This is a genomic window from Pedobacter sp. 05L430 (genome assembly GCF_056397585.1).
In genome coordinates, this window is sequence record NZ_JBFTNT010000085.1 from 1 (window position 1) to 15,382 (window position 15,382).

Genomic DNA, 15,382 nt, shown 5'->3' on the forward strand with positions numbered 1-15,382 from the left:
GTTCTTTTAAGTGAAAAACCAGACAGTAAAATCACAGCCCAGCGATCTCCATGAGATTGCATTAATGTCCAATATTCTGCAAGATTATGCAACTATTATATCAATTACTTTTACGGGTCTCTGTAGAGAAAAACAAGCGGGAACTGGTAACCTAACATGGAAATGAAGTGAATATTCCCTCCAATTATCAGCTATTTAAGCAACTTCAGCAATTACCTTAAAATGAACATCAAAAAATGATTAGTTCCATTAATATGAAATTGACAATAAATGAAATGGTAGAGGCCTTGATTTACCAAATCTCGKGTATGCAAAATTATGCACAGATGGAGGCTTTGATACTGAATATTCCCAGGGCAGCAGCAGTACATGGTCTGCCTGTATCTGAATGCTTCAGCAAATTGGAAATCAGGATAGAGAAACTCTCCCCAATGGACTTGACAAGTACTCGACGGAGCTGTTTTCCCATTTTATGCTAACTTTGTAAGCATTATGTATTTGAATAATTTTTTCCTGCTAGAAAGATGATTATAGTTTTCAGGAAAAAATCGAAATCGGCCTTTTTTATGGAGAGCAAAATATAATCAATATATCCAGAAGAGATCTTGTGGGTTAGCAGGGATTGCCAAAGAAAACCTAATCAGGCTGTTGAAAGAATTTAAATCCTAGGGAATCATCAGCACTCAGGGTCGGAAAATCTGGATACAGGAGATTGAAAAACTCCTGAGATGCTCTAATAGGAAATAAGATGCTAAAAAGGTTATTAAGGCTATAAACGTTAATGAATTTCAAAAGAAATGCTGAGACATACAGGACAAAAGCGAAGTTTTAGACATAACCTCAGGCTTGCAGTATTGCTATGCATCAATGCAGGATTTATAAATGGTGCCGGCTTTCTTGCGTTCAATGTGTTAACAACAAATGTCACTGGGCATGCAGCATTATTTGCTGTTAATCTTGTGGAAACACATTTTAGACAGGCCGGGATTGTTGCCCTCTGGTTATTTTTATTTATAACAGGGGCATTTACATCCGGCATATGCATAGAAACTGTCGGAAAGGAAAAGCCATCGGCGTACTCACTCCCAATAGTCATCATTATACTGATATTAGCAACTGTTACCATCTCGGGGCATACTTATAATGGCTCAATGCACCAAAAAGAATATTTTGCCGGAAGTTTATTATTTGCTATGGGTATGCAGAACGCCCTGGTCTCGGTGATTTCGGGGTCAGTGGTCAGAACCACCCATCTCACCGGAATGTTCACAGATCTGGGAACAGACCTCGCAACGGCTGTAAGCCAGCGATTGAAACTAGCAATAAGATTAAAGCGGCGTATCTTCCTAAGAACAGTTATCATTACCGCTTTTCTCTTTGGCGGAATCATAGGCACCTTTTTATTCATGCGGCATCAATTTAATGCTTTTCTATTGCCTATTACACTCTTAACAATTAGCTTGTTTTATGACTATTTCCGATTTCATGTCATACGTATAATGCGCCGTTACAAATAAAAAACCACGGGATAAACAAATTAAAAGCATCATAAGTAAAATAAACACAGTTTTTTCCGGACAACATCATAAATAGAAATGATATTGGTCACGTTTCCCAAAACTAACAACAGGTATTTTTATCGCATAACTCGTGAGCAAGATTGTTACCAGAATGTAATGAGCGAATCGTATATGAATAAAAACAAATTAAAGAAAAGATGGAAATGGCTCAGCGTACTTGGTCCCGGGTTAACCACTGGTGCAGCGGATGACGACCCATCTGGCATTGCTACATATGCGCAGACAGGGGCGCAATTTGGTTACGGTCAGCTCTGGACAGCATTGTATATGCTGCCATTCATGACCGCTGTGCAGGAATCATGTGCCCGTATCGGACTGGTTACGGGTAAGGGAATAGCAGCTGTTGTCAGACAGCACTACAGCCGCCCGGTGCTTTATTTTATGGTGGGCCTGGTGGTGGTAGCCAATACCATTAACATCGGGGCGGATATCGGTGCAATGGCAGCCGCAGCACAACTGCTTATCCCCTTACCATTTGTCGTGCTCACCTTCACCTTTACAGGAACCATTCTACTACTTGAAATCTATACCAGTTACCATGTCTATTCCAGGATATTAAAATGGCTTGCGCTCACCCTGCTGGCCTACCCTGTTACCGTTTTTATCATTGATCAGCCATGGCAGACGGTACTCTGGGCCACAGTAATTCCACACTTTGAATTCAACTTTTCATTCCTGTTCATCATTACCGGCGTATTTGGTACAACAATTACCCCCTATATGTTCTTTTGGGAGGCTTCACAGGAAGTTGAGGAAGTGCATGAAAATGGAAGAATAAGAAATGAAAAACACAAAATAAGCTGGAACCTGATTCATGCGATGCGAAAGGACAATACCATAGGAATGATCATTTCTGAATTTACGACCTGGTGCATACTGCTGGTGGCTGCAACAGTTTTACACAACAGTGGTGTGAGAGACATTAAAAACGCCGCTGATGCTGCCAGGGCATTAGAACCACTGGTTGACTCCTTTCCAAATGCCGGTTATTTATCTAAATTAATATTTTCAGTGGGGATCATTGGCCTGGGATTATTGGCAGTTCCGGTGTTATCAGGTTCAGCTGCCTACGCAGTATCAGAAGCATTCAACTGGAAGGCCAGCCTGAATCTAAAAGTAAACAAGGCCCCCGGATTCTATGGCATTATCATCATCTCTACCCTGATCGGATTAACCATGAACTTCATCGGCATTGATCCTGTAAAAGCGCTTATTTACACTGCAGTTATAAACGGGATTGCAGCCGTTCCCCTGCTTTTTTTAATTATAAAAATTGCCGCCAGTGATGCAATCATGGGGGAATATAAAAGTGGCAGGTTGTCTAAAATCCTTTTATGGATGACCTTTATCATCATGGGAGCTGCGGCACTGGGGTTGATCATACTGATTTAAGCAAGTGATTACTGACAACATTAACAAAGAGCAAAAATATCATGTTTAATATCATCCTGCTTGATGACCATGATCACCTCCCGGGTGTTCCTTTTCCCTGAAATTTGCTTAACAGAATTGTCTTTGCTTATCAATATACCGATTATGAAAACATTATTATTGCTGACTGATTTTTCCGCTACGGCCAACCATGCGGTAGCATTTGGATATGACTTTGCAAAAATGCTGGAAGCTGAAGTGATCCTTTGCAATGTGGTTAACGTACCTGCCGAAATCCCTCAGTACGAATCTATACTACTTCCTATCGAACAATACAGCCGGATTGAAGAAGAAAGCATTGAGGGGCTCAAAAGATTAAAAAAGCAACTGGAGCACCAGGATCATAGTAAAGGATTTCATCCTCCTGTCAGTTACTTGTGTCAAACAGGTGTGCTTACCGAAGAGATTGACGATGTGATCTCGAAAAGACAGATAGACCTGATCATCATGGGAACCCATGCCAGCAGCGGCCTGAGGCACTTGTTGCTAGGCAATCACACCAGATACATGGTGGATGCTGGCTCAGTACCGCTGTTATTGGTATCACCCGAAGAAAATGTAGGTAAGATCAAATGGATCGCCTTTGCCACCGATTTAAATATTGCGGAAATTCCTGCACTTAACCGACTGGCAGAATTTGCGGCGAGTTTGCAGGCGGAAATCATTCTGATGAATGTTCGTAACGAAAGCCCATGTCTGGAAAAAGATCTTAAAAAGGACCAGTTCCGCACTGCACTTGTAAAAGAATGTCATTATCCCAAGATCTCCTTCCAATCGGTGGTCGACCATTCGATTGTAAAAGGTTTAGAAAAGCTTTGCAGGAAAAATGGCAAAAACGGACTGCTGAGTATTGTGCACCGGGACCGCAATTTCATTAATGAAATTCTAACCGGTAGTCAAACGCAAAAGTTAGCTAAAAAATTGGTTTTACCTTTAATGGTGCTGCCTTCAAAAATCAAATGAATCACAAACTATACCGCCATGAATTACCGTCAAATCACTGATCTGGTTGGAACCGATGAAAATCTTTTTACTTACCAGTGCCAAGCCGTTACTAAGCAAACCCTAAATCTTCCCGGGCCAGATTATATAGATCGGATTCTTCTCGCCTCGGCAAGGAGCAATCAGACACTACGAAGTCTTGAAACCATTTATAATTCAGGGAGGCTTTCCGGCACAGGGTACCTGTCCATATTACCGGTAGATCAGGGTATAGAGCACAGTGCTGGCGCCTCATTCAGTGCAAACCGGATGTATTTTGATCCGGAAAACATTGTCAGGCTGGCCATTGAAGGTGGCTGCAATGCAGTGGCAACTACCGTGGGTAACCTTGCCATTATAGGAAGGAAATACGCCCACAAAATCCCGATGATCGCAAAGATCAATCACAACGAATTGCTGAGCTGTCCCAATAAGCATGACCAGATCATGTATGCCTCCGTAAAAAACGCATGGAATACCGGGGCTGTTGGCATCGGAGCCACCATCTATTTTGGATCCAAAGAGTTTTCCCGGCAGCTTATCGCAGTGTCCAATGCTTTTGAGCAGGCTCATGAACTGGGTATGGCAACCATATTATGGTGTTACTTGCGAAACGAGAACTTCGTGGAGGATGAGGTGGATTACCATACTTCGGCTGATCTGACCGGACAGGCCAACTATCTTGGGGTCAGCCTGCAGGCTGATCTGATCAAACAGAAGCTGCCTGAAAACAACGGGGGCTATGAAGCCCTTAACCGTTATGGTAAGACTTTCGGTAAATATACCAAAGAAATGTACAGCCAGCTGTGTACAGCCCACCCAATTGATCTTTGCCGCTATCAGGTTTTGAATTGTTACTCAGGACGAATCGGATTGATCAACTCTGGAGGCCCCTCAAATGGCAAAGACGATTTCAAAGACGCACTTCGAACCGCAGTGATCAACAAGCGGGCAGGCGGAACCGGGGTTATTGCTGGCAGAAAAGCCTTTCAAAGACCATTCCCGGAAGGTGTTGAACTGCTGAATGCCATACAGGATGTCTACCTGGAAAAACAGATTGATATCGCCTGAGGAATTGCAAAAAACGACCCCAGTTAATTCCAATAAGATATCGGCAAATACTCCTTGAGCGATGCGTAAATCTTTAATTTTTGGAATCATGGGCAGCTGTAACCACAAAATGGTCACAGCTAAATAGCAATACATCTTCATTCGGGGTCATAACTTTCACCGGAATACTCAGTTCGGTCTGGATTTTAACCCTCAAGGCTTCCTGAGCACAAGGCTCCCCATGAACCAGCATAATCTGTGCAGGTGCTTTTTTGAATTTTCTGATCCAGGCCATCAGTTCGGATTGATCTGCGTGCGCGGATAATCCCTCCAGCTCCTGCACCCTGGCCTTAACAGGATAATACTTTCCATGAATTTTAACTTCATGCGTATGGTTCAACAAAGCACGCCCGCGTGTTCCTTCGGCCTGAAAACCAATGATCAGAATGGTATTTCTGTTGTCTTCAAGGTAATGTTCCAGATATTGCAGGACTCTTCCACCGGTTAACATGCCACTGGCAGCAATCACTATTTTACTGCTTTTATCCTTAATGAAGCCTACAGTATTGCTGTAATCCTGATTGATGGTGATGTGGTTGTTCATCTGTTGAAATTCTGCTCTGCCAATCTTCATGTAATCCTCTGCATAAGTTAATGAAATACCTGTGGCAGCTGCAGCCATCGGGCTATCCATGATTATGGGCAGGTTTAAAGGAATTTTTCCCTGTTTCTTTAAACTATTCAACAGGTAGATCAGTTCCTGTGCCCGGCCGACTGCAAAACTTGGGATCAGCACATTGCCTTTGCGGGCAATGGTATCGTTGATTATTGCCGCGAGCTCCTGGCAAGGGTCATTCGTTCCGTGAAGCCGGTCTCCGTATGTGGATTCCATAACAATATAGTCTGCCTCGGTAAAATAATCCGGTGGATTGAGGATCGCGCTTTGCGGGCGTCCGATATCACCCGAAAAGATGATTTTCTTTCCAAAGCAGTTCAATTCGACCGAACAGGCACCCAGAATATGACCGCAGGTTTTAAACTGAAAATGGATGTGGTCGCTTAAACGGACAAAAATATTGGGATCCCGAACCGTAAAAAATCTGAATGATGCTTTTGCATCTTCAACCGTATAAAGCGGTTTGGCCGGATGATGTTTTGTATAATGGTGCTTATTGGCATTTTCTGCATCCTCCTGCTGTATTTTGGCACTATCAAGGAGAATGAGCTGTGTCAGCTCGCTGGTAGGCGCTGTCATATAAATTTCTCCCTTAAAGCCCTGTCTTACCAGCAGTGGGATATATCCGCAATGATCAAGGTGCGCGTGGGTCAGAATGATCAGATCAATTTCCCAGGCTTCGATACCCAAGGCAGTCCAGTTTTGTTCACGTAATGATTTGACACCCTGGAACAGTCCGCAATCTACAAGTATTGTCAGCTCTGGAGTTTTCAGTAAATGTTTTGAGCCGGTGACTGTCTGGGCAGCCCCAAGCGATTGAAGGATTATTTCATTCATGACCATATCAATTAGACAAGGTAAAGATGGGTTGATTTTTTTTCAACACCCATGACTGCGGGCACCTGATCGGATGATTTAAATCACGATTTAATGTGCGTCAACTCATGGGATATAAAATTCCGGAACCTGAAATTTACATTCATTAAACCCAATCATACCATGCAGCCAATAGCCATTCAAAGCAGTTCAGCATTCAGCGGGCAACTGACTAAAGAAATTTCTTCACTACGGAAATTTGCCCGGCAGTTTACTTCAGACCACCAAACCATCAACGATCTGGTTCAGGATACTTTGATTAAAGCCCTGCGATATTATCAGCAATTTCAGAACGGGACCAGTCTGAAGGCATGGCTATTTGTAATCATGAGAAATACCTATCGTAACAACTACAAAAAAAACCTCCTGAAACAGGCAACATTCAATTTTATTGAAGAGATCAGCGCATCTGCTCTCCATCGGGCGTCCTCCCAAAATATGGGTGAGAGTAGATTCATCCAGCAGGACATTAGTCAGGCGATGAAAAAACTTTCGCAAAAACTCTATCTTCCAATTAAGCTCTTCAGCCTTGGCTACAAGTATTGTGAAATTGCCAGTCAGACAGGAGTTCCGATAGGAACCGTAAAAACAAGAATTCATCTGGGACGGATCCAGCTAAAGCAATTACTAAGCGATTACAATTATGCCTGATAATAAGATCATCACCCTGACCTTCTCTCCTGCCATTGATAAGAGCGCATCGGTAGCCACATTGATTCCGGAAAAGAAATTGAGCTGTTCTACTCCCGTTTATGAGCCAGGGGGAGGTGGAATAAATGTTGCCAGAGCAATCAAAAGACTTGGCGGAAATGCAACAGCCATCTATTTGGCAGGCGGTTATCCCGGGAGATTTTTCACCCAGATGCTGTGCAAGGAAAACATAACAACCGTTCCTATCCAAACGATCAGCCTGACGAGGGAAAATCTGGTGATCAAAGAAGAAAGCACCCAAAAGCAATACCGTTTTGGGATGCCCGGAGCCATGGTCAGCGCTGCCGAATGCAATCGTTGCCTGAAAGCAATTGAGCAATCAGCAGACTTCCAGTACCTGATTGTCAGTGGAAGCCTCCCTGCCGGCGTTCCGGCAACCATCTTCGGCAAACTCGCTGAAATCACCAGGGCAAAAAAAGCAAAACTTATTGTCGACACTTCCGGTCAGGCACTCAGGTATGCACTGCAGGCCGGTGTTTTTCTGATCAAGCCAAATCTGAAGGAACTGGCCTCATTGGTAAACGAAGAAACACTTAGTATAACGCAGGTGGAACAGGCATCTAAAACACTTATCGGCAAATATAAATGTGAAGTGATCATTACCTCCCTTGGCCCCGATGGCGCAATGCTGGTCACCGGTGATACCAAAGTTAGAATTTTTCCTCCGCAAGTTAAGGTGCAAAGCACCGTTGGTGCTGGTGACAGTATGCTGGCGGGAGTCATCATGGGACTTTATAAACAGAAAAACATGGTTGAATCCGCGCAATACGGTGTCGCCTGCGGGACGGCTGCTACATTAAACCCTGGAACTGAACTATGTCATTTGACAGACGTAGAACGTCTATATTGCATGATCAGGGATGCCGGCTGCAAGGCTGGCGTGTCTTAAATATGTTGAACCGGCACTTGCAAATCAGCTAGAAATCCTCGTCTGTCAGCCGGACTCAGCCGATCGGCAAATGAACATGCAGAACCCACCTACCTGGGCATCATGAAGGTGAAGGACTGAGCTGCGGGGAAAATACTCCATTTATATTGGCTATCCCGGCGATGAGTGCATCGGCATTAAACGAAATGCTGTCAATACCATGTCTGACCAGCAAACGCGCAAAAGACGCAGAATCACTGGGCGCCTGACCACAAATTCCTACTTTCCTGCCGCATATTTTACCCTGGTTAATCATCTGGGCAATTAGCAACTGAACTGCAGCATTTTGTTCATCGAACAGGTCAGCTACCAGAGCAGAATCCCTATCAATCCCTAAAGTCAATTGGGTTAAATCATTTGACCCAATGGAGAAACCATCAAATATTGCAGCAAATTCCTCGGCCATCAGCACATTGGCCGGTATCTCTGCCATTACAAAGACTTCAAGACCATGGTCTCCTTGTATCAGGCCAAATTCTTTCATCAGGTCGATCACTTTCCTCCCTTCTTCCACAGTACGGCAAAAAGGAATCATTAATTTCACATTGGTAAAACCCATTTCATTTCGTACCATCCGCATGGCTTCACATTCCAGTTGAAATCCTTCACGGTAACGCCCATGGTAATACCTGGAAGCACCGCGGAAGCCAATCATCGGATTCTCTTCAACCGGTTCAAAGTCCTGGCCGGCAATAAGACCTGCGTACTCATTGGACTTAAAGTCACTCATCCTCACAATGACTTCCTTCGGAAAAAAAGCAGCGGCAATTGTGGCCACTCCTTTGGAAAGCTTATCCACAAAAAATGCTTTTTTATCAGGGTGCTGCAGCGTAATCAGTTCCATATCTGCCCTATCCTTTTCATTGCTTATCTTTTCAGGATGCACAAGGGCCATCGGATGAATCTTTATCAGATTGCTGATGATAAACTCCATTCTAAGCAAACCCACACCATCATTGGGGTAAAAAGACAGCTCGAACGCCCGTTCCGGATCTGCGACAATCAACTGTACCTTTGGTGTTTGCGGAATTCGGATATCCTCAAGGTCAGTTACAGATTCGGTCCATTCTGCTTTACCCTGATAAACAAATCCTGTCTTGCCATCAGCACAATTCAGGGTAATAATCTCCCCGTCAGTAATCGTAGTAGTGGCATTTGTAGCGCCCACTATTGCAGCTGCTCCCAACTCCCTAGCAATAATTGCCGCATGACTGGTCCTTCCGCCCCTGTTGGTTACCATTCCTGCTACTTTCTTCAGGATCGGATCCCAGTCAGGACTAGTGGTATCTGTCACTAAAATATCTCCCGGATTAAGTTTTGCCGCCTGCAGGGGAGAACTCAGAATTCTCGCCGGGCCGGACACAATACGGCTACCAATTGCCTCTCCGGTGCACACAAGGATCCCCTTTTGAGCTAAATGGTAAGAGGTCAGCTGCAGTCTCTTTTTCTGTGAATGTACGGTCTCCGGGCGTGCCTGAATGATGTAAAGTTGCTGGCCGAAACCATCTTTTGCCCATTCAAAATCCATAGCCTTCTGATAATGTCTTTCAATAATGATGGCCCATTTCGCTAACTTTTCGATTTCCTGATCCTCCAGGACAAACTTATTTTGCAGCTCCAGGGGAGTCAGCTTATTGATCGTTGCATTTACTTCATCCTCCTGATCCGCGTAAACCATCATCTGGTTCTTACTGCCCATGTTTTTTTGAATAATTGCCTTAAAACCCTGCTCAAGGGTAGGTTTAAAAACCAGGAACTCATCAGGTGTAACTGTTCCCTGAACGATATTTTCACCCAGACCCCAAACGCCTGCAATATGTACCACCTCTTTAAATCCGGATTCCGGCTCCAAAGTGAAACCAACACCTGAACACCCAATATCTGAGCGGATCATCTCCTGTATCCCAACAGAAAGAAATACTTTATGATGATCAAAGCCTTTATCCTCCCTGTATTTTATTGCCCTGTCGGTGTATAAAGATGCAAAACATTGCTTGACCGCATATAACAGGGCATAGCTTCCGCGAACGTTTAAATAGGACTCATGAAGACCTGCAAAGCTCGCCTCAGGTAAGTCTTCTGCCGTCGCGCTGCTGCGCACGGCAACCTCCTGTACACCATCATCAAACATCGCATCGTAAGCTCCGATTATCGACATTCCAAGGTCATTGGTCATTCTGCCGGACATCAACAGGTTCCTGGCCTGCTTTCCAATTTCTGCCAGGTTGGTATACCCCTGTCTGTCCAGTTCTTTCATCAGCGCAGCAAGTGGGAGTTCAAAACCATTGCAGCTGACAAAATATTTATAGGCAGCAGCAGTAACGGCAAACCCCTTAGGTATTAATATACCTTTTGGTGTTAAATGACTGAACATTTCTCCCAGAGAGGCGTTCTTTCCGCCAACCTCGGCAATATCATTAATGCCGATCTCACTAAATTTTTTGATGTAGTTCATCATGATAGAATTTAATTATGAATTTACTCACCGGTAGTTTTCCGGTAAACACTTAATAAGATATCTCTAAGGGCTAGGTGAAGGGAGAATACATGCTGATCAAAAAGCAATAATGTGCTCATGTGGCTATTATTTAATGTATGAAAGGTTAAGCATTACAATTCAAATAATTCATCATCTTTAACGACTTCTTCCACAAGCGCGAAAAGTACTCTTTTGGTATGGCGGAATTTATGGGTCAACTCGGTTATCAGCCGTCCCAGCCGGATGTGCATTGCTTCCAGGTCCTGAGGGTTTTCCAGGATCGTATCCTCTGAGATCAATTCTATCTGACTGAGGTGTTCACTAAGCAGTCTATCCAGTTCATAACGGTTATTTTCTATTTCCCCGAGTTCAGTTTCTAACGCACTGAGTTGTTGAGTAAATCGGGCTCCAGACAAGCGTACGAAATAGGCAGCCAGTAAACGGCGGAAGAAAACACCTTCAACCTTAAAAAACTCAAGGTCTTGAGCCCAGCTGTTAGCTGAAGAATGATAATTATTCAAGCGTGTAGCTAGTTTTACCGCGGTCTGCATAATTGAATGATTTGGTTATCAAATTTAAGCAGCTGAGACTGGAGCAAGTATGACGGTCGTCAGCTGATGCATTGATGCTGATCACAGATGAACTCAGTGGTAAGCCCCCCTGTTAATTACTGTTTCTGTGAAAATACCAACAGTGGAATTTTAGTATGTCTGGAAAACTTCTGTGTATGGCTCCCCCTGAAGATTCGTTGAAGCAAGCTATGGCGGCGATGACATAGGGCGATCATATCCATATGCTCCTGTTCGGCAAGCCATTCCAGTCCATTGTCAATGTCTATGTTCCAGACATATTCAAACTTAATATGAGGATAATTTATAGTCAAGGCCGCACGATCCAGGAAGGCATCTATCTTATTTTGCAGTTTACCATCGGGAGTCACCTCCTTATCGGTAATATGAACAATGGTGATCTGCGCTTCAAATGCCTGTGCAAGTTCTGCGATAAATTGCAGTGAAACGATATCCTGTTCTCCGAAATCCGTCGCGAAAGCGATTTTGCGAAGCTTTTTAAAACTCGCCTCAAAAGGCACAAATAACACGGGGCTTTCCGCCTTTTCAATCATCTCCTTACTATTGCTCCCCAGCAGGAACTGGGTAAGCCCACCCGCACCAGCTATCCCCATCACCACCAGGTCTATTTTTCTGTGCTTAACCAGGGATGAGACCACTTCACAAACCGTTCCTGCACTTGCCTCATAGCTCAAGTCAGGGCAATGCTCCTCTTCAGGGGAGCAGGACAAATCGGTCAGCATTTTAACCATTTCATCCAGATCGCCGGTAACTTCCCTTTTTAAATCGGCATAGTCCATTAAAGGCCATGCGACCTGCGCGGCCATAGGTGCGTCCGCAGGTACTTTAATCGCATTGCAAAGCAATACATCTGCTTTGAGGCCTTTGGCAAGTTCCAGGCCGTAGCGCGCAGCGTTTTCGGCCGGAACCGAGAAATCTGTTGGAATTAAGATCTTTTTCATATTACAAAAAATAAATAGATACAGGATAGAAAACTGCTATAGCGGTTTGTTTCCGCAATCAGGGGGAAATACCATTAAGGGGATAGAGATTCTCTTTTTGAGTCTTTGGGTATAGCTGCCCCTGAACAGTTTATGAAGCACGTTGTGTTGACGATGGACCATGGCCAGCACCTGCATCTGGCCATATTCGGCCAGCCAGTCTAAACCATTGTCCACCTCCGAATCCAGCACGTGCTGATAATAAATCTTATGATAATTGACTTTGTTGGTCACCTCATTTAAGAATACATTTATTTTATTCCGCTGCTCAATACCCTCATCAGGAACTTTCTCGCTGATATGGACAATCAGAATTTCAGCATTAAACATCCGTGCAAAGCCGGCTAACGTGTGGATGATGCCGATATCGGTTTTACTCAGGTCTGTTGCAAAGGCAATCTTACGGATGCCCAAAAATCTGGCCTCATCGGGAATCAGCAGAAGAGGCGTTTTAGTGGCCTCAACCATCGCCCTGCTGCTGCTTCCTATTAGAAATTTCCCTATTCCTCCTGCCCCGGACATGCCCATGACCGTTAGACTTATTTCACGGTCGGCTGCAAAATTTGTTACCGCATCTGCCACGCTGCCTATGCCCACGGCATATTCAATCAAAGGGTGGAAGCTGTCGGGAGCTGTTTCCTGCTCATCTCTTTCCTTTAGTTTTTTGACATAACGTTTCAACTCCTGCTCAACTTCATACTCCAGACTCTCAAATGTGATTAACGGGGCTGAAACATGTGCTGCCAAGGGAACTTCCAGGGGAACCATGACCACGTTACACAATTTGACATTGGCTTTCATCTGTTTTGCAAGATGCATTGCATAATTGGCCGCATTTTTAGCTGAGCTGGAAAAATCAGTTGGGATTAAGATCTTTTTCATGGGATTACAATTTTGTGTTCAAATACCCGATTACGCTTCAAAGATGCTAAGTAACAGCAATTTAAATAGTGACAATCATCATCTTTAAGCATGATTATCGGCACTGGAGGAGGCCTGCTAGCTATGCTCAAAAAGCCATTGAAAAGGATGTGGTTTCTGTCTGGGTTTTAACCCATATTGTTTGATGCTTTTTTCCCGAATTAAATCAACAGCTTCCTCAATACTGTCGGTAACCAGAAACAGTTCTGTGTCTCCCCTTGTCACGGTTCCCTCCTTTTGCAAACGCAATATATAAGCGATCAGTTCCTGGTGAAATTCTTTGCCAAAGATGATGATCGGGAAATTACTGATCTTACGGGTCTGGATCAGGGTCAGCGCTTCAAAGAATTCATCCAGAGTGCCAAAGCCTCCCGGCATAACCACAAAAGCAAAGGAATATTTCACCAGCAAAACCTTCCTGATAAAAAAATGATTGATGTAAACCCATTTATCCAGATATTGATTTGGTTTCTGCTCGGAAGGAAGTTCGATATTGCAGCCCACTGAACGGCCGTTAACATCTTTGGCTCCTCTGTTTGCTGCCTCCATCAAACCCGGGCCGCCACCTGTAAGGATCGTAAAACCAAGTGACGCAAATGCTGCCCCAGCCTTTCTGGTCAGCTCATAATAAGGATGTCCTTCTTTGAAACGGGCAGATCCAAATACGGTAATACAGGGCCCCAGAAAATGAAGCTTCCTGAATCCGCGAATAAACTCCCTCATGGTTTTTAAGGTGAAGATAAACTCTTTCCACCTGGATTGCGGTCCGTCAAGAAAGACGATCTCGGATTTGCTCATGTCAGCTGTATTTTAATATTTACCGGTTGTCAATGATTCCTGGAGCAAGGAAGATTCAATAGAGATTTCTGGCCAGACTCCTGAGCTGCAGGGATAACAGTATTCTGAATATTCCCGACAATAAGAACGCGAAAGCGGTCCAAACGACAATGTTGATGGCGCCAAAAAGAGGATCTGCAATAATCAATACCGACAAAACGACAATCAGGATACCTGTCAGCAAAAGCCAGGCCCAGTCCAGTACTCCATAGGCACGAAGTTCAATAGAACTGCTTATGGCCATAAATCCCCTAAGGAGCATCCATAAGCCAATGATTACCGGCATGATCACCATGGTCAGTAACGGAAGATTTAAAAGATAGCCTCCAAGGAAAATGTCAATCAGCCCCCCACTCAAAGTCCAGCCCCAGCCATGAAGCCTTTTGTGGTTACTTACCGAAAAGGTCACTTCAAAAATCCCGGCAAAAATCATCCCGAAGGCAAACAACAGGCTTAGGGAAAGATAAGACGAGACTGGGGCGGCAAGCATCCAGATTCCCAGTCCTATAAATAATACTCCGGAACAAAACATCAGCCACCAGTATTGTGCAGCGTCATTATTGAGATAGGTAGTTTTCATGATATTTTATATTAAGATGAGGCTTATTTCCAGCTCAAAGTTTCATAATCCATAAAAAAAAATACATGACAAAGATCACCGGAACCGCTGATGGTGATCACCGGCTGATCCAGAAAATCAAGTTAGGTTTGAACTGCATACCACATAATTACAGATGATGAAAAAGATTCTTGTGACAACAGATTTCTCCACAAACTCAAAGGGGGCATTGCGTTTTGCCATGCAACTTGCCATGCAAAGTGACTGCCAGATCACATTTTTCCATTCCTACCTGGTCCCAAGACCAAGCAGATGGAGTGAGAGGGTTTTCAATTCCTTTGAAAACAGCGAATTTGCGAAAATCAACAAGAAACTGCGCAGGTTTATAGCCGGTGTATATAAATCGCTTAGGCTATCCTTCACAGAACCTTTGCATTGCGTTGCAAAACAGGGAGCAAATCCTGACCACAATATCATGACCTTCGCGAAGGAAAACAGTTTCGATTACATTTGCATCAGCAGGAATGGAAATGGCAAAACCAGTCGATTGCTTGGATCCAATACAGCCACCCTGATCAAAAAATCTGAAGTTCCAGTCATCGCTGTTCCTCCATTCTACAAAAGAACCGAAATCCTCAGTATCTGCTACRCATCAGATTTGTTTGATCTTGACGATGAGCTAAAGAAAGTAACAAGCTTCAGCACCTCGATCGATGCAAAAGTGACCCTGTTGCACCTTAAAACCCCACTGGATTACCTTGCCGACACCCGGACCTTCAACAC

Annotated in this window: 14 protein-coding genes; 7 read left to right on the forward strand and 7 right to left on the reverse strand. The window is 44.0% G+C overall.

All coding sequences use genetic code 11. From position 1 onward, the window contains the following. Positions 1-797 precede the first annotated feature (797 nt). The 4 genes from AC1DG9_RS13465 to AC1DG9_RS13480 all read left to right on the forward strand — a co-directional run bounded on the left by AC1DG9_RS13465 (position 798) and on the right by AC1DG9_RS13480 (position 5,063). Entirely contained in the window at positions 798-1,517 is a 720-nt protein-coding gene (locus AC1DG9_RS13465) for a YoaK family protein (RefSeq protein WP_172659933.1), read from the forward strand. 174 nt (positions 1,518-1,691) lie between these two features. Further along, positions 1,692-2,972, forward strand: a complete 1,281-nt coding sequence (locus tag AC1DG9_RS13470) for an NRAMP family divalent metal transporter (RefSeq protein ID WP_438871681.1) — start codon at positions 1,692-1,694, stop codon at positions 2,970-2,972. A 144-nt stretch (positions 2,973-3,116) separates the two neighbouring features. Beyond that, entirely contained in the window at positions 3,117-3,974 is an 858-nt protein-coding gene (locus AC1DG9_RS13475; RefSeq protein WP_337716643.1) for a universal stress protein, read from the forward strand. Positions 3,975-3,992: 18 nt separating this feature from the next. Continuing rightward, positions 3,993-5,063, forward strand: coding sequence for a class I fructose-bisphosphate aldolase (locus AC1DG9_RS13480; RefSeq protein WP_172659930.1), 1,071 nt, complete (start codon positions 3,993-3,995; stop codon positions 5,061-5,063). Positions 5,064-5,136: 73 nt separating this feature from the next. Here the strand turns inward: AC1DG9_RS13480 and AC1DG9_RS13485 are convergent, their stop codons facing one another. Then, the gene (locus AC1DG9_RS13485; RefSeq protein WP_172659929.1) at positions 5,137-6,555 is read right to left on the reverse strand and encodes an MBL fold metallo-hydrolase RNA specificity domain-containing protein; all 1,419 of its coding nucleotides are present in this window, start codon (positions 6,553-6,555) and stop codon (positions 5,137-5,139) included. A 93-nt stretch (positions 6,556-6,648) separates the two neighbouring features. Here AC1DG9_RS13485 and AC1DG9_RS13490 point away from each other — a divergent pair, with 93 nt between their 5' ends. Further along, a complete protein-coding gene (locus AC1DG9_RS13490; protein WP_172659928.1) occupies positions 6,649-7,245 on the forward strand; it encodes an RNA polymerase sigma factor in 597 nt (198 codons plus the stop codon). Then, on the forward strand, positions 7,238-8,194 hold the full coding sequence (locus AC1DG9_RS13495; RefSeq protein WP_172659927.1) for a 1-phosphofructokinase family hexose kinase: 957 nt from the start codon (positions 7,238-7,240) through the stop codon (positions 8,192-8,194). Before AC1DG9_RS13490 ends, AC1DG9_RS13495 begins: the two co-directional genes overlap by 8 nt. Before the next feature lie 100 nt (positions 8,195-8,294). Here the strand turns inward: AC1DG9_RS13495 and ppsA are convergent, their stop codons facing one another. The 6 genes from ppsA to AC1DG9_RS13525 all read right to left on the reverse strand — a co-directional run bounded on the left by ppsA (position 8,295) and on the right by AC1DG9_RS13525 (position 14,620). Next, positions 8,295-10,691 carry a phosphoenolpyruvate synthase gene (gene ppsA, locus AC1DG9_RS13500; protein ID WP_337716641.1) on the reverse strand — a complete coding sequence of 799 codons (2,397 nt, stop codon included), beginning with the start codon at positions 10,689-10,691 and terminating at the stop codon, positions 8,295-8,297. Between the two features lie 152 nt (positions 10,692-10,843). Continuing rightward, a complete protein-coding gene (locus AC1DG9_RS13505; RefSeq protein WP_477611801.1) occupies positions 10,844-11,263 on the reverse strand; it encodes a hypothetical protein in 420 nt (139 codons plus the stop codon). A gap of 116 nt (positions 11,264-11,379) precedes the next feature. Beyond that, complete coding sequence (locus tag AC1DG9_RS13510) at positions 11,380-12,243, reverse strand: universal stress protein (RefSeq protein ID WP_172659924.1); 864 nt, start codon at positions 12,241-12,243, stop codon at positions 11,380-11,382. Positions 12,244-12,279: 36 nt separating this feature from the next. After that, complete coding sequence (locus tag AC1DG9_RS13515) at positions 12,280-13,164, reverse strand: universal stress protein (RefSeq protein WP_337716639.1); 885 nt, start codon at positions 13,162-13,164, stop codon at positions 12,280-12,282. Positions 13,165-13,281: 117 nt separating this feature from the next. After that, positions 13,282-14,001, reverse strand: a complete 720-nt coding sequence (locus tag AC1DG9_RS13520) for an LOG family protein (RefSeq protein WP_337716637.1) — start codon at positions 13,999-14,001, stop codon at positions 13,282-13,284. A gap of 55 nt (positions 14,002-14,056) precedes the next feature. Beyond that, entirely contained in the window at positions 14,057-14,620 is a 564-nt protein-coding gene (locus AC1DG9_RS13525) for an HdeD family acid-resistance protein (RefSeq protein ID WP_337716635.1), read from the reverse strand. A gap of 154 nt (positions 14,621-14,774) precedes the next feature. Between AC1DG9_RS13525 and AC1DG9_RS13530 the strand changes: the two genes are divergently transcribed. Continuing rightward, a partial coding sequence (locus AC1DG9_RS13530; protein WP_477634741.1) for a universal stress protein occupies positions 14,775-15,382 on the forward strand: 608 nt, incomplete at its 3' end.